This window comes from Actinosynnema sp. CA-299493 (assembly GCF_050946825.1).
Lineage (GTDB): Bacteria > Actinomycetota > Actinomycetes > Mycobacteriales > Pseudonocardiaceae > Actinosynnema.
Map to the genome: position 1 here is coordinate 5,839,500 of NZ_CP191993.1, position 20,409 is coordinate 5,859,908.

A 20,409-nucleotide genomic window follows, 5' to 3' on the forward strand; every position below is an offset into this window, starting at 1 on the left:
GCCCGCGCGGCGGCAGGCCGGGGATGGCCCTCTCCGGAGCGCGCTCCGCGACGCGCATCCGCCCGTCCGAGCCGTCGGCGTCAGCCCGCTTGCAGGGCCAGGTACAGGTCCACCCGCTGGGTGAACTCCGACAGGTCGACGCCCAGCAGGTCCCCGACCCGGCCCACCCGGTACCGCAGGGTGTTCACGTGGACGTGCAGGCGTGCGGCGGCGGCGGTCCACGAGCCGGAGCAGTCGAGGAACACCCGGAGCGTGCCCACGAGGTCCGAGCCGTGCTCCGCGTCGTAGTCCAGCACCGGGCCGAGCAGCCGGCGGCGCAGCGAGCGGCGCAGCTCCTCGGGCACGCCCGCCAGCAGCAGCTGGTGCAGCGCGATCTCCTCCCCCGCCACGACGCACGTCCGCCCGGTCCGCCGCTCACCCAGTCGCCGGGCGTGCGACGCCTCCTCCGCCGCGCCGCGCAGCCCCGAGTGCCCGACCGGTGACGAGATCCCGACCAGCACCCTGGTCGAGCGCAACCCCGGTTCCACCGTCCGCAACGCCGACCGCACGTCCTCGGTCCACGACCCGGACGGCGCCAGCGCGTACGCCTCCGCGCCGACCGCGGCCACCAGGAACACCGACGTGACCGACGCCAGCACCTCCTCCACCAGCGCGACGGCCTGCTCCGCCTGCCCGTCCGAGACCGACGCCGCGAGCACCCGCAGCGGCGCTTCCGGGTCCCACCCGACCGCCGCGATCCGCGCGGCGACGTCGCCGCCCGCGAGCACCTGCCGCAGCAACGGCCCGGCCGCGCGGTTCTCGATCTCCCGCCCCTGCACGACCCGCGCCCGCTCCACCCCGACCAGGCTGGCCAGCTCGGCGGCCACCTCGTCCCGCGTGCGGTCGCCGGAGACCACGAGGAGCCACGACGTCAGCCTCGACCCCCCGCGCGCGGGCACCGGCAGCAACGTCCGGCCGCGCGCCACCTTCGGCAGCCGGTCGGCCAGCAGGAACTCCCGCACGAGCTCCGCCGCCTCCGGCAGCTCCGGTCCGGCGACGACGTGACCGGTGCACGACAGCACCCAGCAGGGCGCGTCCAGCTCCGCCGCACCGGCCGCCACCAGCTCGGACAACCCGCCGCCGTCGGCGACCACGGTCAGCAGCCGCCGGTGCCTGCCGAGCAGCGCGCCCGCGTCACCGACCCGTTCGGCGGCCAGCTCCGTCACCACCCGTTCGGTGATGGCCGCGAACGACAGTTCGACCGGCACCTCCAGCAGCGGCACGCCGTGCCGTGCGCACGCCTCGACCAGCGCTTCGGGCAGTTCACCCGCTTTCGGCGGTCCGGCTGCGGTGGGCGGTCCGGCTGTTTCGGGCGAGCTGGCCGCCAACGCGGCGACCCCCGCCGCCGCCAGGGACGAGACGAACTTCTCGCAATCGGCGGCCGTCCGGTGCCACAACAACCCGGAGAGCACCAGCTCGCCGCCGGACAGGTAGCGGGCCGGGTCGGGCAGCTCGGTGCCGTAGAGCCTGGTCACGGGCCGGTCCAGGAACTCGGCGCCGCCGACGAGGCGAAGTCCGAGTTCCGGCATCCCGAGCAGGCTCCGAACCAGCAACACGGGCGCCTCCTCCACGTCATCCGGCCGGTTTACCTTCGTCCGATCGTGTTTGTAGGAAAGCACAAATCCACTCGTCGTAGGAGCCTGGGATTCGGCCACACCGCCGTAGCCGATCACCACCCCGGGTCTGTGTACTGGCCCACACACCGCGCACCCCACCCACCGAGGTAGCCGATGGATTTCCTCCGCCCCGACACCCTCGCCGAGGCGCTGGCCCTCAAGGCGCAGCGCCCGGACGCCGTGCCCATCGCCGGCGGCACGGACGTGATGGTGGAGCTGAACTTCGACCACCGCCGTCCGACCGCCCTGCTCGACCTGACCCGGATCGCCGAACTCCGCTCCTGGGACGTCGACGGCCGCAGCAGCGGTGACAGCGACGGCGGCACGGTGCGGATCGGCTCCGGTGTCCCGTACTCGCGGATCATCGACGAACTGGGCGACCGCCTGCCCGGGCTGGCGATGGCGTCCCGGACGGTCGGCTCGCCGCAGATCCGCAACCGGGGCACGGTCGGCGGCAACCTCGGGGCCGCCTCGCCCGCAGGCGACACGCACCCCGTGCTGCTCGCCGGCGGCGCCACCGTCGAAGCCGCCTCGGCCAGGGGCACCCGGCTGATCCCGGCCACCGGCTTCTACCTGGGCGTGAAGCGCAACGCGCTGGAGCCGGACGAGCTGATCACGGCGATCCACGTGCCGGTCACCGGTGCGCCGCAGCAGTTCGCCAAGGTCGGCACGCGCAACGCCATGGTGATCGCGGTGTGCTCGTTCGCCGTCGCCCTGCACCCGACCCGGCAGCGGGTCGGCGCGGCGGTCGGCAGCGCTGCGCCCACGCCACGCCAGGCGTCGGCGGCCGAGGACTTCCTGTCCGCCGAACTGACCTCCACCAACCAGTGGGAGTCGCCGAAACCCCTGCTCGACTCGGTCACACGGCGGTTCGGCGATCTCGTGGCGGAGGCCGCCAGCCCCATCGACGACGTGCGCGGCTCGGCCGCGTACCGCAAGCACGCCCTCTCCGTGCTGGCCCGCCGCACGCTCGACTGGGCCTGGCGCGACTACTCCGAGAAGGTGGCCTGACCATGCGCGTGACCGTGACGGTGAACGGCGAGCCGAGGCAGGCCGACGACGTGTGGGAGGGCGAGAGCCTGCTGTTCCTGCTGCGCGAGCGGTTGGGGCTGCCCGGCTCGAAGAACGCGTGCGAGCAGGGCGAGTGCGGCTCGTGCACGGTGTACCTGGACGACACGCCGGTGTGCGCCTGCTTGGTGGCCGCGGGTCAGGTGCAGGACCGCGAGGTCCGGACGGTGGAGGGCCTCGCCGACGGCAACCGGCTCGATCCGGTCCAGGAGGCGTTCGTGGAGGCGGGCGCGGTGCAGTGCGGGTTCTGCACGCCCGGTCTCGTGGTCGCCGCGCACGACCTGCTCGACCGGGTGCCGCGGCCGAGCGACCCGGAGATCCGCGAGGCCCTGGCCGGGAACCTGTGCCGCTGCACCGGGTACGAGAAGATCCTGGACGCCGTGCGCCTGGCCGCGAGCCGCAAGGCCGACCCGGAGGCCCCGACCCGATGACGCCGACCATCCTCGACGGCGTCGCGGTGGCCACGGTGGACGCCGCCGGCACCGAGCACGCGTTCGGCCACGTCGTCATCGAAGGCGGCCGGATCACCGCGGTGGGCGCGGGCCAGGCGCCCAAGCCGACCGGCCCGCACACGTGGGTCGACGGCAGCGGCTGCCTGGTCACGCCGGGCCTGGTCAACACCCACCACCACCTCTACCAGTGGGCGACCCGGGGCTTCGCCCAGGACGCCACCCTGTTCGAGTGGCTGACCACGCTGTACCCGGTGTGGCGCGGCCTGGACGCCGGGATCACGCACTCGGCGGCCTCCGCCGGGCTGGCCAGGCTCGCGACCACCGGGTGCACGACCGCCGCCGACCACCACTACGTCTACCCGCGCGACGGCGGCGACCAGTTCACCGCCCTGGTCGAGGCCGGCCGGCGCGTCGGTGTCCGCCTGCACGCCGTCCGCGGCTCGATGGACCGCGGCCAGTCGCACGGCGGCCTGCCGCCGGACAACCTGGTCGAGGACACCGAGGCCGCGCTCGTCGCCACCGAGCAGGCCGTGAACGACCACCACGACCCGAGCCCGGACGCGCTGGTCCGGGTCGCCGTCGGGCCGTGCTCGCCGTTCTCGGTCAGCGCCGAGCTGATGACCGGCGCGGCGGCGCTGGCCCGCGCCAAGGGCGTCCGGCTGCACACCCACCTCGCCGAGACCGTCGACGAGGAGGAGCAGTGCCAGGCCGAGTACGGCTGCACGCCCACCGAGTACGCCGAGCGCCTCGGCTGGCTCGGTGACGACGTGTGGCTCGCGCACACCGTGCACCTGTCGCCCGACGCGGTGAAGCGGCTGGGCGCGACCGGCACCGGCAGCGCCCACTGCCCCACCTCCAACGGCCGGCTCGGCACCGGCGCCGCCCCCATCCGCGACCTGCTCGACGCGGGCGTCCCGGTCGGTCTCGGCGTGGACGGCGCGGCGTCCAACGAGTCCGGCGGGATGGTCGAGGAGCTGCGCCAAGCGCTGTTGCAGGCCAGGCAGCGCGGCGGCCCCAAGGCGTTGGACGTCCGCCAGGCCCTGTGGCTGGGCACCATGGGCGGCGCGCGCTGCCTCGGGCGCGACCGGGAGATCGGTTCGATCGAACCGGGCAAGCTCGCCGACCTGGCCGTGTGGCGGCTCGACGGCCTCGACCACGCGGGCATCGACGACCCGGTGGCCGCCCTGGTGCTCGGGCCGCTGCCGGAGCTGAAGCTCCTGCTGGTGGGCGGCCGGACCGTGGTGGACGACGGCGAGCTGCGCACCGCCTCCGAGACCGATCTCGCGCGCGAGCTCCGCGCCGCCGCCCAGCGACTGAAGGGGACGCGATGAGCCTCACCCCCGCCGAACTGACCTCCGCCGTGTCCGGTGGCGTCGGCTCCAGCCCGCAGCGGCCCGACGGGAACCTCAAGGTGCGCGGCGAGTTCGCCTACGCCTCGGACCTGTGGCACGAGGACATGATCTGGGGCGCGACCCTGCGCAGCCCGCACCCGTACGCGCGGATCCTGTCGATCGACCTGACCGAGGCGCTGAAGGTGCCCGGCGTGCACGCCGTGCTCACGCACCAGGACGTGCCGGGCCTCAACCGGTACGGGCTGGAGCACAAGGACCAACCGGTGCTCGCCGAGGACGTCGTCCGCTACCAGGGCGAACCGGTCGCGCTCGTCGGCGCGGACCACCCGGAGACCGCGCAGCGCGCCATGAAGCGCATCAAGGTGCAGTACGAGGTGCTCACCCCCGTCGTGGACATGGAGACGGCGGTCGACGACACGCCGCTGCACCCCGGCGGCAACCTCGTGCGGCACGTGCCCGTGCGGCGGGGCGACCAGCGGGCGCAGGCCGAGGTCGTGGTCACCGGCCGGTACGAGGTCGGGATGCAGGACCAGGCGTTCCTCGGACCCGAGTCCGGCCTGGCCGTGCCCGCCGAGGACGGCGGCGTCGACCTCTACGTCGCCACCCAGTGGCTGCACGTCGACCAGGGCCAGGTCGCGGCGGCCCTCGGCCTGCCGCTGGAGCGGGTGCGGCTGACGCTGTCCGGTGTCGGCGGCGCGTTCGGCGGGCGGGAGGACCTGTCGATGCAGGTGCACGCGTGCCTGCTGGCGCTGCGCACCGGCAAGCCGACCAAGATGGTCTACAACCGCGAGGAGTCGTTCTACGGGCACGTGCACCGGCACCCGGCGGTGCTGTACTACGAGCACGGCGCGGACCGCACCGGCAAGCTCGTGTACGTCCGGGCCCGGATCTACCTCGACGGCGGCGCGTACGCCTCCAGCACCCCCGCCGTGGTGGCGAACGCGGCCACGCTCGGCGTCGGCCCCTACGACGTGGACAACGTGACGGTCGACTGCTGGGGCGTCTTCACGAACAACCCGCCGTGCGGCGCGATGCGCGGGTTCGGCGCGGTGCAGTCCGCTTTCGCCTACGAGTCCCAGATGGACAAGCTCGCCGAGGCGCTGGGCGTGGACCCGGTCGACGTGCGGATCGTCAACGCGATGAGCGAGGGCTCGGTCATGCCGACCGGGCAGGTGGTCGACTCGGCCGCGCCCGTCGCGCGGTTGCTGGAACTGGTGCGGGCCAAGCCGATGCCGCCGCGAGCGAGCGCGGTCGACCTGCGCGACATGCCCGGTGGCGTCTCCAACACCACGCACGGCGAAGGCGTGGTGCGCGGCGTCGGCTACGCCGTGGGCATCAAGAACATCTGCTTCTCCGAGGGCTACGACGACTACTCCACCGCCCGGGTCCGGTTGCAGGTCATCAACGGCGAACCGGCCGCGCTGGCGCACACGGCGGCGGCCGAGGTCGGGCAGGGCCTGGTGACGATCATGCAGCAGATCGTGCGCACCGAGCTGGGCGTGCAGCGGGTGACGATCCTGCCGATGGACACCAGCATCGGCAACGGCGGCTCCACCTCCGCGTCCCGCCAGACCTACGTGACCGGTGGCGCGGTGAAGGCCGCGTGCGCGGCCGTGCGGGAGGAGTTGACCAAGCTCGCCGGCGGTCGCGACCTGGCCGACGTGGACCTGGTCGGGCTGCTGGGCGACGACGTGGTCGACCGGACGGTGGAGTGGCGGCACCGCGTCACCGAGCCCATCGACCCCGAGACCGGGCAGGGCAACGCCCACGTGCAGTACGGGTTCGCCGCGCACCGCGCGGTGGTGGACGTGGACGTGGAGCTGGGCCTGGTGAAGGTGGTCGGGCTCGACTGCGCGCAGGACGTCGGCAAGGCGCTCAACCCGCAGGCCGTGCTCGGCCAGATCCAGGGCGGCTCGGCGCAGGGCCTCGGCCTCGCGGTGATGGAGGAGATCCAGCTCGAGGGCGGCAAGGTGCGCAACCCGTCGTTCACCGACTACCTCATCCCGACCGTGCTCGACATGCCGCCGATGAGCATCGACGTGCTGGAGCTCGCCGACCCGAACGCGCCGTACGGCGTGCGGGGCGTCGGCGAGCCGCCGACCATCTCGTCCACCCCGGCCATCGTCGCGGCCATCCGCGCCGCCACCGGCCTCGCCCTGACCCGGGTGCCCGTGCGACCGGAGCACATCACCGGCACCTGACCCCTTGACCGGCTCTTACCGGCCTTACCCGCCTTGCCGGCCTACCCGCCCTACCGGCCCTACCGGCCCTACCGGCCCTACCGGCCCTACCGGCCTATCCGCCTTACCTGACGACCCAGCCGCCACGGCCGCCGTGACGCGCAGGTGCACGCCCCGAGGAGCACCCCATGACCACGTCCGTGTCCCCCGACCACGCCTGGCTGCGCGCGTCGATCGACCTCGCCACCCGCAACGTCGCCGCCGGCGGCGGCCCGTTCGGCGCGGTGGTCATCCGGGCCGGCGAGGTGATCGCCACCGGCACCAACCAGGTCACCCCGGCGCTCGACCCGACCGCGCACGCCGAGGTGGTCGCCATCCGGGCGGCGTGCCAGGTCGTCGGCGACTTCCGGCTCACCGGCTGCGTGCTCGTGTCGTCCTGCGAACCGTGCCCGCTGTGCCTGTCCGCGGCGCTGTGGGCACGGCTGGACCGGGTCGTCTACGCCGCCGACCGTCACGACGCCGCCGCCGCCGGCTTCGACGACCGCGAGTTCTACGAGCTGTTCAACCGACCACGCGAGACCTGGAGCCTGCCGGTGCACCAGGTCTCCACGAACGAGGCCACCACCCCGTTCACCGCCTGGCTGTCCCGAACCGACCGCGTCGACTACTAGTGCGGCTTCGACCGGTGGCGATCTCAGGCTCGATCGGGCTCGGTGACGGCGCTGTCGAGCGAGGCCATCAGCGCGTGCATCCCGGAGGACGGGTTGTCATGCGGAAGTGTCGTGCCGTCGCGTTCGTGGCGTCGTTCCAGCGATTGCGCCCGTCGGACCGCCTCCGCACGGAGCGGTATGTAGACCGAGGCATCGAGGCTCTTGCCCGGACGGCCATCGAGTTGCCGGCTGAGCCTGTCGGCGCCGGCGGTGTCGAGGAAGGCCGTGTGGTCGCGGTGGTGCAGGATCAGCCACACCTCGAAGCACGGGGTGGAGATCGCGAGCCGAACGCCGTGTCGTCGTGCCAGTGCCACGGCTTCGACCAGGTTCGGGTGGTTCTGCGGCCACTCGACGTCGAACACGCACCAACACTCGTCGACTTCGGGGTCCTGCGCACGCCGCACGGCTTGTTCGACCAGCGGGAAGGGGACCGAGTGCTCGGGGCGCAACTCGATGTCGAGGGCCACGTCGCCGGCTATGTGAGGAAGCCGCCGGAGACCGTTGAGGTAATCCGGTTCCGAGTTGCGCCCCTCGGTGAAGATCACGACCGTGCGCAACTCGCGTCGCGTTCCCACGACCCGACCCAGTCGACGGCCTCCACGCCTGCGTACCGACACAGTGCTCAGCCGATCAATCCGAGGGCGCGCAGCAACTCCGACTGGTCGATCTCCGGCAGAGCGCCGAAACGACCGTGCAGGTAGGCGCTTTCCAGGTTGCTGGACTTGCGGACCCGTTCTCCGGCGAACTCGGCCAAGGCGCCGAGTCGGGTCGAGCCGTCGGCACGCTTCTCGGTCAGCCACACCTCATCGCGGTTGAGGTGGTTCAGCAGGCTGGTGTCGTGCGTGGTGAACACCAGTTGGGCGCCGAGCGGGTTGGCCACCGGGTCCTTGAACAGCCGGATGAGTTGAGCCGACAGGGTGGGGTGCAGGCTGGCGTCGAGTTCGTCGAACAGCAGCAGCGAACCGCGGCGCAAGACGGTCAGCACCGGCCCGATGAGGCCGAACCAGGTTCGAGTCCCCTCTGATTCCGCGGCGAAGTCCAAGGGCGTCGCGCCGTCCGGCGTCCGGTGCAGCATCCGCACGCGAGGCATGCCCCGCTCCCTGGCCGCGCCCACACCAGGTTCGACCAGCACGTCGTCGATGCCGAGGTCTGCCAAGCGCAGCAATGCCAGAGCCTGCCTGTGGTCGCTGCCACCCACACCGGACGCGTCCAGTTCATCGAACAGCGAAGGTTGGTTCCCGCCCGCGAACCAACGGGCCGCCCGGCGTATCCCGGCGGTGCCCGCTCGGGCGTTGACCAGGTCGATGAATCCGAAACGACGGGGGTCAAAGCCCGAGATCTCGATGTTGAGCAGTTGACTGGCGAAGTCGGTGATGAGCGGCTCGCCGAAACGGCGGGCGACGGACAGGACCAGAACGCGAGAGGTCAGCAGCTCGCGTGTGCCCGCGGTTCCCTGCAGCCCCCGTTGGAAGCGGATCGATTCACCCTCACGTTCGAACACCCGTCGACGCTTCTTCTCCGGGTAGTGGAAGAGCGCTTCGTAGACCACCCGGGTGCGATCCACCTCCAACAGGTACTCGAACCGCACCCCGTCCACGGTGCACTCGACGACGAATTCGCTGGCCTTGGTCGACCTGTCGCCGAACGCGAACGCCTCCACCGGGATCCCGTCATCCCAGGCGTGCAGCGAAACCTGCACCGCCTCGCGGATCCACGCCAATGACGCCACGATGTTCGACTTGCCGGAGGCGTTGGGTCCGTAGACCGCTGCGACGGACACCAGACCGGCTCCCAGCAGAGGCTGCTCACGCACCTCCGGTCGATCGCGGTCAACGGCGATCATCGACAGCTCGACGGGCTCGGCGACGGAGCGGTAGTTCGACGCCTCGAAGCGGATCAACACGGAGCACACGGTACCTTCGTCGACGTCTGACGGTGCATCACAAGCCCGTTTTCGACCTGATGAGGCGAAATCCCGCCGATGTCGACATCATGCCCGCCACCACGTGGACCGGTGAAAGGTTCCGCGATGGCGCTGCGGCGGTCAGCTAGCCGCCCAGCAAGCCCCGTTCGTAGGCCACCGCGACGGCGGCGGCGCGGTCCTTCACGGACAGTTTGGCGTAGACGTGCACCAAGTGCGTCTTCACGGTGGCCTCGCTGATGAAGAGCTTCGCCGCCGCCTCCCGGTTCGTGCACCCGCGGGCGATCAGGCCCAGCACCTCCACCTCCCGATCGCTCAACGGCTCCGCCGTCGGCTGCCGCACCTGACCCACGAGCCGGGTCGCCACGGACGGTGACAGCACCGCCTCTCCCCTGGCCGCCGAACGCACCGCGCGGAACAGCTCGTCGCGTGGTGTGTCCTTCAAGAGGTACCCCGTCGCGCCTGCCTTGATCGCGGGCAGCACGTCACTGTCCGTGTCGTACGTCGTCAGCACCAGCACCCGGGTCGGGCAGCCGCGCAGCCGCTCTATCGCCGTGACGCCGTCCACGCCGGGCATCCGCAGGTCCATCAGCACGACGTCCGGTCGCAGCGCCCGCACCACGGCGACCGCCTCCGCGCCGTCCGCCGCCTCGCCCACCACGTCCACGTCACCGGCGCTCGCGAGCATCCCGCGCAGCCCGTCGCGCACGACGGGGTGGTCGTCCACGATCACCACGCGGATCATGGCGCCACCTCGGCGGGGATCGCGGGCACCGAGGCGGACACCGCCGTGCCGCCGCCCGGCTCCGACTCCACGATCAGCGCGCCGGCCAGGCGCGACACCCGCTGGCGCATGCCGACCAGCCCGAACCCGTCCGTCTTCACCTCCGGGTCGAACCCCGCGCCGTCGTCGCGCACGTCCAGCGTCACCACGTCCTCCATGTACGACAACGTCAACCCGACCCGTGAAGCGCGCGCGTGCTTGGCGACGTTCGACAACGCCTCCTGCGCGGCGCGCAGCAACGTCACCTCGACCTCGGGGTACAGGGGCCGCGCCGCACCTGTCGTGCTGATCGAGGCCGCCACCCCGGTCTGGTCCGTCCACCAGGCCGTGACCTCGGCCAACGCGTCCGGCAGGTTCGCGTCGACCAGCGCGGGCGGGCGCAGGGCGTGCACCGAGCGACGGGCCTCGGCCAGGTTCTCCCGCGCCAGCCGCAACGCCGTCTCGACGTGCCGCGGCGGGTTCTCGTCCGCTTGGAGCTGCGTGATGATGCCGGCGAAGCCCTGGGCGAGGGTGTCGTGGATCTCCCGCGCCAACCGCTGCCGCTCGTCCAGCACCCCCGCCTCGTGCGCCTGGATCAGCAACTGGGCGTGCAGGCCGGCGTTCTCCCGCATCATCGCCGCCATCTCGGCCACCATCTCCTTGCGGCGCCGGGACTGCTCGGAGGTGACGTGGCTGACCGTGGTGAGCGTGCAGGCGATGGTCACGATGAACACCACGATGATCAGGTACACCAGGATCGGCCCGAGCTCCGCCGGCGGGAAGCCGCCGTACAGCGACGTCGCCGCGAGGACGCCGGTGGCCGACACCCCGACGAGCTTCCACCGGCCGGGCAGCACGTCGATGGCGTAGATGTACCCGGCGAAGGAGAAGAACCCGAACAACGGGTCGCGCAGCCCCAGCAACGCGTACGAGACCAGGACACCGACGAAGAACAGCGTCATCAGGCCGGTCCGGGAGCGCCAGCCCGGGTGCAGGGTGTACCACCAGAGCATCCACAGGCCGGTCGCCGCCGCGATGCCGACGTTGACCGCCCTGGCCGGTCCGGGGTCCGTTCCGACCAGCAGGTACATGGCGGTGGTCAGCACCAGGACGAAGTACGGGATGGCGTGCCCGGCGACGTTCAGCCGCCGCTCCCACGTGTCCAGCACGTCCATCGCGCGCACCCCTACTCCCAGCGGAACGACTTCGCCGCGACGGTACCCGCCACCACCGTGACCAGCGCCAGCACGCCGAGGTGCACCGGGTCCGGCGCCGCGCCCAGCCACGACTCCTGCAGCGCCGCGACGCCCGGCGGCAGGTGCTCGCCGATGACGTTGAGGAAGTCCGGCAGCAGGAACCGGGGCAGGTACACGCCGCCGAAGAACATGACCAGCATGAACACCGCGGTCGCCCACCCGCCGGCGGACCTCGCGTTCGGCGCCCAGGCCGCGACCAGCAGACCGATGGCGGACAGTGACGACATCCCGAGCAGGAACGTCACCAGGAACCCGATCGGGTGGCGCGGCGGGTCGATGCCGAACACCGCCCCGGCCACGACCACGAGCAGCACGATCGAGATCACGCCCGCGACCAGGTTGACGACCACCTGCGCCACCAGCAGGCGTGCCGGGTGGACCGGGGTGGTGGAGAAGCGGCGCAGCACGCCCTTCTCGCGGTAGGTGGCGATGGTGGCGGGCAGCTTGTTCAGGCCCAGGAACGCCAGCGTGATCACGACCAGTGACGACAGGTAGGAATCGATGAACCGCAGGCCGCCGAAGTTCGGGTCGGGCGTGCGCAGCGCGGGGATCACGCCGAGCACCAGCAGCAGGATGGTCGGGAAGAGGACCGCGAACACGACCATGCTCGGCTCGCGCAGGAACAGCTTCCACTCGGTGGTGACGATCTTCAGCATGTGCTACTCCGTGAGCGAGCGGCCGGTGAGGCGGATGAAGGCGTCGTCCAGCCCGGCCTGCTCGATGCGCAGGTCGGCGGCGACGATCTGGTTGCGGGCGAGGACCGACGTGACGGCGTGCAGCAGGTTGCCCGTGCCGGTCACGACGAGCTGCGGACCGTGCTCCTCGACGGCGGAGACCTCGGACAGCTCTTCGAGCAGCCGCACGTCCAGCGGCGTGGTCGGGCGGAACCGGACCCGCTGCTCACCGTCCACCCGGGACACGAGCCCGGCCGGGCTGTCGACCGCGACCAGCTTGCCCGCGTCGATCACGGCGATCCGGTCGCACAGCCGCTCGGCCTCCTCCATGAAGTGGGTGACCAGCACGACCGTGACGCCGGCGTCGCGGATCTGCTCGACCAGGCCCCACGTGTCGCGACGCGCCTGCGGGTCGAGGCCCGTGGTGAGCTCGTCCAGCACCGCGACCTTGGGCTTGCCGATCAGCGCCAGCGCGATGGAGACGCGCTGCTTCTGGCCGCCGGAGAGCTTGCGGTACTCGGTCTTGGCGCGGTCGGCCAGGCCGAGGCGTGCCAGCAGCTCCCGCCAGTCGGCCGGGTCGCGGTAGAACGACGCGTACAGGTCCAGCGCCTCGCCGACGCGGATGCGGTCGGGCAGCTCGCTCTGCTGAAGCTGCACGCCCAGCCTGGTGCGCAGCTCCGCCCGGTCACGTCGTGGGTCCAGGCCGTCGACGCGGATCGTGCCGCCGTCCGGGGTGCGCAGGCCCTCCACGCACTCCACGGTCGTGGTCTTCCCCGCCCCGTTGGGGCCGAGGATCCCGAAGATCTCCCCCTCGTCGACGGTGAACGAGACGCCGTCCACCGCGACCTTCCGGTCGTAGCTCTTGACGAGGTCGACCACCTCGATGATTGCCATGCCACGAGCGTCGTCGCCCGGGCGTTCGACCGGATCACACGGCGGGCCACACCTCGCATCAACCGATCGGTTGATCTTCCCGTAGACCACCCCGACCCGCCCTCAGGGTGCACCCGAACGTTGGACTCAGGGGTCCTGAACGTTGAACTCGGGGGTCCTGGACGTAGGACACGGTCGTTCTGGACGTAGGACTCGCGCGGGGGTCAGGGGATGGTGATCGCCCTCATCCGGTCGATCTCGTCGGTCTGGGAGACGGAGACGTCGTTGGCCATCTCCTCGACCCGCACGTCGCTGCCCGAGGACAGCACCTCGATCGCCATCCGCACGGCGCCCTCGTGGTGGGCGATCATCAGCTGGAGGAAGAGCCGGTCGAAGTCCGCGCCGCGGGCGGCCCTCAGCGCGGCCAGCTGCTCGTCGGTGGCCATGCCGGGCATCGAGCGGTGGTCGACTTCCGGCAGGTCGGAGCCGTGGCCGTGCGCGGGCGCGTCCTCGGCGTACTGCCGCTGCCACTGCTCCATCGCGGCGATCTCCGGGCCCTGCGTGTCGTGGATCCGCGACGCCAGGCCGCGCACCGTCTCGTTCTGCGCGCGTTCGGGAGCCAGCGCGGTCATGTCCAGCGCCTGCCTGTGGTGCACGATCATGCCGGCGACGTACTTCAGGTCCGCCTCGCTCGGCGCGACCCACCGGTCCGTGCCGAAATCTTCCGGCGCCAACGTCTGCGCTTGCTCACCGGGACCTTGCGGCGCGATGATCGGAGGCTGGTCGTCCGCCTGGGACGTGCATCCCGCGAGGACGGCCACCAACACCGCGACGAACACGATCCGCATCCCGCTACCCCCTAGACGTCCGGTCGGCCGCCAACGTACCCGGCCGTTCCACCAGCCGGAAGCCAGAAGATTTCCGACGATCGGGTCTGGTACTTAGCCAAGCGAACGGGTGATACTGCGGGCCCTGCAGTGGGTTGGAAGGGGAACCTGAAGTGGAAGCACGCGATTTGACCCGCCGACGCAGAACGCCGGCCGCGGTCTTGGGGGCGTTCGCGCTGAGCCTGTCGGTCGTGGCCTGGGCGCCTCAGGCGACCGCCGCGCCGGACGACGCCGACCTGGCCGGACTGTCCGAGACCCAGCTGTCGAGCCAGGAGCAGCCGGCCGCCGGCATCCCGGGCGTCGACGAGATCCGCAACAGCCGCAACGTCAAGCACCTGGCGAACCTGCCGAAGCCGGCGCCGTTCACCGCCTCGTCCACGTGGTCCGACCTGGCGTTCCAGAACGGCTACGCCTTCAGCGGCAACTACGACGGGTTCGTCATCTACGACGTGCGCAACCCGCGCAAGCCGGCCGTCCTGAGCACGGTCTGGTGCCCGGGCTCGCAGAACGACATCTCGATCAAGGACAACCTGCTCTTCCTGTCCACCGACTCGTCGCGCAGCGACAACTCCTGCGCCAGCACGCCGCTCTCCGCGACCAACAAGGACGCGTGGGAGGGCATCAAGATCTTCGACATCAGCGACAAGAAGAACCCGAAGTACGTCGCCGCGGTCGAGACCAAGTGCGGTTCGCACACGCACACGCTGGTGCCCGACAAGAAGGGCAAGAACGCCTACCTGTACGTCTCGTCGTACGGCCCCAACGACACCTTCCCCGACTGCAAGACGCCGCACGACCTGATCAGCATCGTCAAGGTGCCGCTCAAGGACCCGGCGTCGGCCTCCGTGCTGTCGGAGACCGTGCTGTTCCCGGACGGCGGCAACCCCGGCCGTGACGGCACCGTCGAAGAGGGCTACGTCCGCGCCACCTCCGGCTGCCACGACATCACCGTGTACCCGTCGAAGGACCTCGCGGCCGGCGCCTGCATGGGTGACGGCGTGCTGTGGGACATCTCCGACCGGGAGAAGCCCCGCGAGATCAGCCGCGTCCAGGACAACGTGAACTTCGCGTTCTGGCACTCGGCCACCTTCAACAACGCCGGCACCAAGGTCGTCTTCACCGACGAGCTCGGCGGCGGCGGCGCGCCGACCTGCAACGAGAAGATCGGCCCGACCCGCGGCGCGGACGGCATCTACGACATCACCGGCCGCGGCGACAGCCGCGAGCTGGAGTTCCGCTCGTACTACAAGATCTCCCGGACCCAGGGCGACACGGAGAACTGCGTCGCGCACAACGGCTCGCTGATCCCCGTCCAGGGTCGCGACATCATGGTGCAGGCGTGGTACCAGGGCGGCATCTCGATCTGGGACTTCACCGACTCCCGCAACCCCAAGGAGATCGGCTGGTTCGAGCGCGGTCCGCTGCCCAACGGCGCGGGCGGCGGTTCGTGGTCGGCGTACTACTACAACGGCTACATCTTCTCGAACGACATGGCCAAGGGCCTCGACGTGCTCGACGTCCGCGACCCGCGGACGGCGACCGGCAAGCTCGTCCGCGTCGGCGAGTTGAACGTGCAGACGCAGGGCTCCTACCGGGACCTGTTCCCGCGCTAGTCCGGACGGTCCGACCGTCGTGACACCAGGAGGGCCCGCCGCGCACCAGCGGCGGGCCCTTCGCTCACCCGGCGGGGCGCACATTGCATATTGCCCCTTTAACATCGCATTCCCGCAGCCCGGTACTCCTTGCCGGTGAATTCGTCCGCGTTCACCCCTGCTCCGCGTAGGATCGAAACCGATTCCTCTTCACGAATTCCTCGCGAGGAGTATTCCCATGCCGGACATGACCCTCTACCGGGGTGAGCGCGACAATGTCTGGCCGGCCCCTGCGGTGCGCCTCATCTGGGGCGGCATGACCATTCGCGACCCCTGGCCGGGCGCCCGCCTGCCGAACCAGACGGCCACCGGCGCGTGGTCGGCGCTGTCCCGGGCGATCAGCACCTGCGGCGGCGACCTGGCGGCGTTCTCCCGCACCGTGCGCGCGGCCGGGGTGTCCTACGGCCTGAACTTCACCCGGACGCCCGTGCCCGTCGACCCGGACTGCGAGCACCACTACGTGGTCACCATCCACCACGCCCGCACGTTCCTGCCGCGCTACGGCGGCGTCGGCGGCTGGACGCTCGGCGACGAGGTGCCGTGGACGACCGACCCGACCCTCGCCGACCAGGACTACGTGGTGCTCAACGGTCCGAGCGTGAGCCGGTCGACGGTATTGGGCTACGGCCATTTCGCCGACCGGCCGGAAGTCACCTTGTTCACCGACGTGCCGACCACTTGGGTGACTTCGGTGAACGGCCGGCCGATCGGCGCGCACGGGGTGCGCGTGCTGACCGATTCGGCGCTTTCCGACGACGAACGGCTCAGGTTGACGAAATTGCGCCGGCCGTAGCGCGCCGGTACGACGTCGTCATGCCCCGACGACCATCAGCCTGCCGCCCCCGAGGTCCAGCGCCACGGTCGTGCCGGGTGGGAAGTCGGCCGCGCGGCCGGACGGCTGGTCGACACGCACGACCTGGTCGCCGCCGTCGAGCCGCACGGACAGCCTGGTCACCGGCCCGAGGAAGCTCTGCGCGAGCACGTTGCCGGTCAGCGCGCCGTCGGCCTGGCCGCGGTGCGGCGCGATGCCGATGTCCTCCGGCCGCACGATCACCTCGACCTCGCCGGTCAGCCCGTCGACCGCGTCGGTGGGCAGCCGGAAGGCGCCCAGCCGCACGCCGCCTGCCTCGGCGACGCCGCGCACCGCGTTCGTCACGCCGACGAACCGCGCCACGAACGCCGACGCGGGCTCCCGGTACACGACCGCGGGCGTGTCGAGCTGCTCCAGCCTGCCCTGCGACATCACGCCGACCCGGTCGGAGACGGCCAGCGCCTCCTCCTGGTCGTGCGTGACGAACAACGTGGTCATGCCCAGCTCGGTCTGGATGCGCCGGATCTCGTCACGCAGGGTCACCCGCACCTTCGCGTCCAGCGCGGACAGCGGCTCGTCCAGCAGCAGCACCCGCGGCCGGATCGCCAGCGCGCGGGCCAGCGCCACGCGTTGCTGCTGCCCGCCGGAGAGCTGGTGCGGGTACCGCTTGCCCAGGTGGGCGAGCCCGACCAGCTCCAGCAGCTCGGCGACCCGTCCGGCCCGGTCCGGCGCCTTGCGCAGCCGCGGGCCGAACGCCACGTTCTGCGTCACGGTCATGTTCGGGAACAGGCTGTAGGCCTGGAACACCATGCCCATGTCCCGCTTGTTCGCGGGCACCCGGGTGATGTCGCGGCCGTCCACCAGGACCGTGCCCGAGTCGGCCGTCTCGAACCCGGCGACGATGCGCAGCGCGGTCGTCTTGCCGCAGCCGCTCGGTCCGAGCAGGCTGACCAGCTCGCCCTCGGCGAGCTCCAGGTCGAGCCCGTCGAGCGCGCTCTGGCCGCCGAACGACTTGCGCAGCCCGTCCAGTCGCAGGTACCCCATGATCAGCCTTCCTCGACGGCGGAGCCCCGCCGGCGCCCGCCGACGAACGAGAGCAGGAACAGCAGCGCGAACGCGAACAGCAGGCTCAGCAGCGACACCGCGATCGACACGCCCGCGTCGCGCTTGCCGAGCAGGTTGACCCGCACCTGCAGGGTGTCGAAGTTCAGCAGCGAGGCGATGGTGAACTCGCCGAGCACCAGCGCCACCGACAGCAGCGACGCGCCGAGCAGCGCGGTGCGGATGTTGGGCACCACGACCCGCAGCAGCACCGCGCCCCAGGACGCGCCGAGGCCGCGGGCGGCTTCGGCCAGCGTCTTCAGGTCGATCGCGGACAGGCCCGCGTCGATCGCCCGGTAGGCGAACGGCAGCACCAGCACCGCGTAGGCGAACGTCAGCGTCAACGGCGAGTCGCCGAGGAAGTAGCTCACCCACGCGTACAGCGGCGCCATGCCCACCACCAGCACGATCGCCGGGATCGCCACCGGCAGCAGGCACAGGAACTCCACCAGCCGGCGCAGCGCGGGCAGCCGCAGCCTGATCCACGTCATCGTCGGCACCAGCAGGGCCAGCACGACCAGCGAACTGGTCACCGCGAGCTGGACCGACACCAGGATCGCCTCGACCAGGTCCGGGTCCTCCGCGATCGCCGCCCACGACGCGAGGCTGCGCGTGCCGCCCGCGCCCCGGGTGGAGAACTCCGCCATCGCCACCAGCGGCAGCAGGAAGAAGGCCCCGAGCACCACGAGGACCGCGGATCGCGCGACACCGCGCTTGGACCGGGGCCTGGTCATCGCTGCCACCGGGCGAACCTCCGCTGCAACAGCGCGTACAGGCCCATCGCCACGCCGACCACCACGACCATGCCCAGGCCGAGCGCCTTGCCCAGGTTCTCCCGCCCCAGCAGCACCTCGCCGGTCAGGAAGCCCCGGATCTGCAGCGGCACGATCGGGCTGCCCTGCGACACCAGCGCCGCCGCCGTGGCGTAGGCGGAGAACGCGTTGGCGAACAGCAGCAACGAGGCACCGAGGAACGCGGGCAGCAGGATCGGGCCGCCGACGTGCCGCCAGTAGGTCCACGATGAGCCGCCGAGGCTGTCCACCGCCTCGCGCCACTGCGGGCGCAGGCCGTCCAGCGCGGGCAGGAACACGATGACCATCAGCGGGATCTGGAAGAACGTGTAGACCAGGGTCAGGCCGGGCAGCTCGAACAACCACGCGCCGGTGGCGAACAGGTCGATGCCGAACCAGTCGCGCAGGAACCGCGTGACGAAGCCCTGGAACCCGATCGTGGCGAGGAACGCGAACGCCAGCGGCACGCCGCCGAACTGGGCGAGCACGCCCGCGCCGGCCACCACCACGCGGCGCGGCAGCCCGTCCTGGTCGCCGACGGCCACCGCCCACGACAGCAGCGCGCCGAGCACCGCGCCGAGCAGGGCGGTGATCGCGGACAGCTCCACGCTGCGCAGGAACGCCTGGAGGTACGCGCCGCGGGTCAGGTCGGTCAGGTTGGCCACCGTGAAGCCGCCGTCCGAGTCCTGGAACGACCCGGCCAGCACGAGCACGGTCGGGTACACCAGGAACGTGCCGACGTAGGCCAGGAACGGCACCACGACCAGCCACGCCGCCCACCTCCGACCGGGGCCGGGGCCGGGGGACGCCTTCTGGCCTCCCCCGACCGCGGTCGTGACGGGTGCGACCACCGGTCAGCCCACCGCCTGCGCCCACGTCGAGGACAGCACCTGCTTGGCCTTGTCCGACTGCTCCTGGGTCGGGAAGACCTGCTCGCCGGCCGTCTTGGGCAGCTTCGCCGCCGCGTCCGCGTCGACCGCGCCGGACTTGGTCATCGCGTCCATCCGCACGGGCCGCGACAGGCCCTTGAGGAAGATGTTCTGACCCTTGTCGGAGTACAGGAACTCCTGCCACAGGCGCGCGGCGGCCGGGTGCGGCGCGTCCTTGCTGATCGCCTGGTTGTAGTAGCCGCCGACCTGCGCGTCGGCCGGGACGACGACCTTCCAGTCGACCTTGCCCGCGAGCTTCGCGGTCTGCGCGGCGTTGGTGTAGTCCCAGTCGATCACGACGGGCGTCTGGCCGGACTCGATGGTCGCGGGCGACGGGTCCACCGGCAGGAAGTTGCCCGCGGCCATGAGCTGCTTGAAGAACTCCACGCCGGGTGCGATGTCGTCGGCCGAGCCGCCGTTGCCCAGCGCGGCCATCACCACGCCGGAGAACGCGGCGCCCGCCTGCGTCGGGTCGCCGTTGAGCGCGACCTTGCCCTGGTACTCGGGCTTGAGCAGGTCCTTGACCGAGGTCGGCGCGGGTGCCTTGGCGGCGTCGAAGCCGATGGACATGAAGCCGCCGTAGTCGCCGTAGTAGAGCCCGGACGGCTCCTTCAGCTCGTCGGCGATGTCGGCCCACGTCCGCACTTGGTAGGGCGCGAACAGGTCCTTGTTGGCGATGGCCACGGTCAGGCCGAGGTCGAACACGTCCGGCGCGCGGTCGCCGCCCTTGAGCTGCTTGGCGGCGTTGATCTCGTCCTGGCTGGACGCGTCGGGTTGCGCGGAGTCGACCTCGATGCCGTACTCCGCCTCGAACGCCTTGATCATCTCACCGTAGTTGGCCCAGTCCGGCGGCAGCGCGATGACGTTGAGCTTGCCCTCCTTCTTGGCGGCCTCGACGAGCTTGTCCAGCCCGCCGAACTCGGCGGCGGACTTCGCGGTGGCCGCGGGGGTGTCGCTCGCGGCGCCGTCCTTGGGCGGCGGCGTGCCGCAGGCCGCGACGAACGCCAGCGCGGTGACGCCGACGCCTACCGACCGCAGGACTCGGGTGTGGTTCACGTCGAACCTTCCTCGGGATTGTCGCGCACGACCAAACGGGCCGGCCCAGCGGAGGATTCGGGACGCCGCGCGCGCTTGTCAAGCCAAGTGGGCGGACTGAGACCTGGGCGACCGGGATGACGAATTCCGGGTGTTCCGGGAGTGTCGGAAGGGTTAACGGCGACGGCGGCCTGATCCGCCCGGATCAGCGCAAAAGCTCGGCCATTCGCCGTACGCGGCAACGTCGACAGTCACCGTGCGGGTCGGACCGTTGGACTGTCCGGACGAATCGCACTCGG

The 20,409-nt window shown here is 71.4% G+C and carries 19 protein-coding genes; 7 read left to right on the forward strand and 12 right to left on the reverse strand.

Annotated elements, in window-relative coordinates; all coding sequences use genetic code 11:
- Positions 1 to 80: 80 nt before the first annotated feature.
- Positions 81 to 1,595, reverse strand: coding sequence for a PucR family transcriptional regulator (locus ACQPYE_RS24450; RefSeq protein WP_498714716.1), 1,515 nt, complete (start codon positions 1,593 to 1,595; stop codon positions 81 to 83).
- Positions 1,596 to 1,769: 174 nt separating this feature from the next.
- On the opposite strand from ACQPYE_RS24450, the gene ACQPYE_RS24455 reads away from it, so the two are divergent.
- From ACQPYE_RS24455 to ACQPYE_RS24475, 5 genes are all read left to right on the forward strand, one after another.
- On the forward strand, positions 1,770 to 2,666 hold the full coding sequence (locus ACQPYE_RS24455; protein ID WP_498714717.1) for an FAD binding domain-containing protein: 897 nt from the start codon (positions 1,770 to 1,772) through the stop codon (positions 2,664 to 2,666).
- Positions 2,667 to 2,668: 2 nt separating this feature from the next.
- Complete coding sequence (locus ACQPYE_RS24460) at positions 2,669 to 3,154, forward strand: (2Fe-2S)-binding protein (protein ID WP_498714718.1); 486 nt, start codon at positions 2,669 to 2,671, stop codon at positions 3,152 to 3,154.
- The gene (locus ACQPYE_RS24465; RefSeq protein ID WP_498714719.1) at positions 3,151 to 4,506 is read left to right on the forward strand and encodes an 8-oxoguanine deaminase; all 1,356 of its coding nucleotides are present in this window, start codon (positions 3,151 to 3,153) and stop codon (positions 4,504 to 4,506) included. Before ACQPYE_RS24460 ends, ACQPYE_RS24465 begins: the two co-directional genes overlap by 4 nt.
- Positions 4,503 to 6,728, forward strand: coding sequence for a xanthine dehydrogenase family protein molybdopterin-binding subunit (locus ACQPYE_RS24470; RefSeq protein ID WP_498714720.1), 2,226 nt, complete (start codon positions 4,503 to 4,505; stop codon positions 6,726 to 6,728). Before ACQPYE_RS24465 ends, ACQPYE_RS24470 begins: the two co-directional genes overlap by 4 nt.
- Positions 6,729 to 6,895: 167 nt before the next feature.
- A complete protein-coding gene (locus tag ACQPYE_RS24475; RefSeq protein ID WP_498714721.1) occupies positions 6,896 to 7,378 on the forward strand; it encodes a nucleoside deaminase in 483 nt (160 codons plus the stop codon).
- Positions 7,379 to 7,401: 23 nt separating this feature from the next.
- Here the strand turns inward: ACQPYE_RS24475 and ACQPYE_RS24480 are convergent, their stop codons facing one another.
- From ACQPYE_RS24480 to ACQPYE_RS24510, 7 genes are all read right to left on the reverse strand, one after another.
- Positions 7,402 to 7,962, reverse strand: coding sequence for an RloB family protein (locus tag ACQPYE_RS24480; RefSeq protein WP_498714722.1), 561 nt, complete (start codon positions 7,960 to 7,962; stop codon positions 7,402 to 7,404).
- 77 nt (positions 7,963 to 8,039) lie between these two features.
- Entirely contained in the window at positions 8,040 to 9,320 is a 1,281-nt protein-coding gene (locus ACQPYE_RS24485; protein ID WP_498714723.1) for an AAA family ATPase, read from the reverse strand.
- Positions 9,321 to 9,465: 145 nt separating this feature from the next.
- Positions 9,466 to 10,083 (reverse strand): response regulator, encoded by a 618-nt coding sequence (locus ACQPYE_RS24490; RefSeq protein WP_498714724.1) that lies wholly within the window; start codon positions 10,081 to 10,083, stop codon positions 9,466 to 9,468.
- A complete protein-coding gene (locus tag ACQPYE_RS24495) occupies positions 10,080 to 11,276 on the reverse strand; it encodes a sensor histidine kinase (protein ID WP_498714725.1) in 1,197 nt (398 codons plus the stop codon). Before ACQPYE_RS24495 ends, ACQPYE_RS24490 begins: the two co-directional genes overlap by 4 nt.
- An 11-nt stretch (positions 11,277 to 11,287) precedes the next feature.
- Positions 11,288 to 12,013 (reverse strand): ABC transporter permease, encoded by a 726-nt coding sequence (locus ACQPYE_RS24500; RefSeq protein WP_498714726.1) that lies wholly within the window; start codon positions 12,011 to 12,013, stop codon positions 11,288 to 11,290.
- Positions 12,014 to 12,016: 3 nt separating this feature from the next.
- Complete coding sequence (locus ACQPYE_RS24505; RefSeq protein ID WP_498714727.1) at positions 12,017 to 12,925, reverse strand: ABC transporter ATP-binding protein; 909 nt, start codon at positions 12,923 to 12,925, stop codon at positions 12,017 to 12,019.
- 203 nt (positions 12,926 to 13,128) lie between these two features.
- Positions 13,129 to 13,752, reverse strand: coding sequence for a DUF305 domain-containing protein (locus ACQPYE_RS24510; RefSeq protein ID WP_498714728.1), 624 nt, complete (start codon positions 13,750 to 13,752; stop codon positions 13,129 to 13,131).
- Positions 13,753 to 13,973: 221 nt separating this feature from the next.
- Here ACQPYE_RS24510 and ACQPYE_RS24515 point away from each other — a divergent pair, with 221 nt between their 5' ends.
- Positions 13,974 to 15,404, forward strand: coding sequence for an LVIVD repeat-containing protein (locus ACQPYE_RS24515; protein WP_498722978.1), 1,431 nt, complete (start codon positions 13,974 to 13,976; stop codon positions 15,402 to 15,404).
- A gap of 217 nt (positions 15,405 to 15,621) precedes the next feature.
- Positions 15,622 to 16,236: a hypothetical protein gene (locus ACQPYE_RS24520; protein ID WP_498714729.1), complete on the forward strand. Its 615-nt coding sequence runs from the start codon at positions 15,622 to 15,624 to the stop codon at positions 16,234 to 16,236.
- A gap of 18 nt (positions 16,237 to 16,254) precedes the next feature.
- On the opposite strand, the gene ACQPYE_RS24525 is transcribed toward ACQPYE_RS24520, so the two are convergent.
- The 4 genes from ACQPYE_RS24525 to ACQPYE_RS24540 are packed head-to-tail and all read right to left on the reverse strand — an operon-like array spanning position 16,255 to position 20,131.
- Positions 16,255 to 17,298, reverse strand: a complete 1,044-nt coding sequence (locus tag ACQPYE_RS24525; RefSeq protein ID WP_498714730.1) for an ABC transporter ATP-binding protein — start codon at positions 17,296 to 17,298, stop codon at positions 16,255 to 16,257.
- A gap of 2 nt (positions 17,299 to 17,300) precedes the next feature.
- Positions 17,301 to 18,089: an ABC transporter permease gene (locus ACQPYE_RS24530; RefSeq protein ID WP_498714731.1), complete on the reverse strand. Its 789-nt coding sequence runs from the start codon at positions 18,087 to 18,089 to the stop codon at positions 17,301 to 17,303.
- Positions 18,086 to 18,997 carry an ABC transporter permease gene (locus tag ACQPYE_RS24535; protein ID WP_498714732.1) on the reverse strand — a complete coding sequence of 304 codons (912 nt, stop codon included), beginning with the start codon at positions 18,995 to 18,997 and terminating at the stop codon, positions 18,086 to 18,088. Before ACQPYE_RS24535 ends, ACQPYE_RS24530 begins: the two co-directional genes overlap by 4 nt.
- A gap of 3 nt (positions 18,998 to 19,000) precedes the next feature.
- Complete coding sequence (locus ACQPYE_RS24540; protein ID WP_498714733.1) at positions 19,001 to 20,131, reverse strand: ABC transporter substrate-binding protein; 1,131 nt, start codon at positions 20,129 to 20,131, stop codon at positions 19,001 to 19,003.
- Positions 20,132 to 20,409 lie beyond the last annotated feature (278 nt).

Bases quoted from the DNA above. Each gene is read 5' to 3' on its own strand.
- ACQPYE_RS24510 (WP_498714728.1), bottom strand. From the start codon at position 13,752: ATGCGGATCGTGTTCGTCGCGGTGTTGGTGGCCGTCCTCGCGGGATGC.
- ACQPYE_RS24530 (WP_498714731.1), bottom strand. From the start codon at position 18,089: ATGACCAGGCCCCGGTCCAAGCGCGGTGTCGCGCGATCCGCGGTCCTC.
- ACQPYE_RS24520 (WP_498714729.1), top strand. From the start codon at position 15,622: ATGCCGGACATGACCCTCTACCGGGGTGAGCGCGACAATGTCTGGCCG.
- ACQPYE_RS24470 (WP_498714720.1), top strand. From the start codon at position 4,503: ATGAGCCTCACCCCCGCCGAACTGACCTCCGCCGTGTCCGGTGGCGTC.
- ACQPYE_RS24525 (WP_498714730.1), bottom strand. From the start codon at position 17,298: ATGGGGTACCTGCGACTGGACGGGCTGCGCAAGTCGTTCGGCGGCCAG.
- ACQPYE_RS24460 (WP_498714718.1), top strand. From the start codon at position 2,669: ATGCGCGTGACCGTGACGGTGAACGGCGAGCCGAGGCAGGCCGACGAC.
- ACQPYE_RS24505 (WP_498714727.1), bottom strand. From the start codon at position 12,925: ATGGCAATCATCGAGGTGGTCGACCTCGTCAAGAGCTACGACCGGAAG.
- ACQPYE_RS24495 (WP_498714725.1), bottom strand. From the start codon at position 11,276: ATGGACGTGCTGGACACGTGGGAGCGGCGGCTGAACGTCGCCGGGCAC.
- ACQPYE_RS24465 (WP_498714719.1), top strand. From the start codon at position 3,151: ATGACGCCGACCATCCTCGACGGCGTCGCGGTGGCCACGGTGGACGCC.
- ACQPYE_RS24455 (WP_498714717.1), top strand. From the start codon at position 1,770: ATGGATTTCCTCCGCCCCGACACCCTCGCCGAGGCGCTGGCCCTCAAG.
- ACQPYE_RS24475 (WP_498714721.1), top strand. From the start codon at position 6,896: ATGACCACGTCCGTGTCCCCCGACCACGCCTGGCTGCGCGCGTCGATC.
- ACQPYE_RS24500 (WP_498714726.1), bottom strand. From the start codon at position 12,013: ATGCTGAAGATCGTCACCACCGAGTGGAAGCTGTTCCTGCGCGAGCCG.
- ACQPYE_RS24490 (WP_498714724.1), bottom strand. From the start codon at position 10,083: ATGATCCGCGTGGTGATCGTGGACGACCACCCCGTCGTGCGCGACGGG.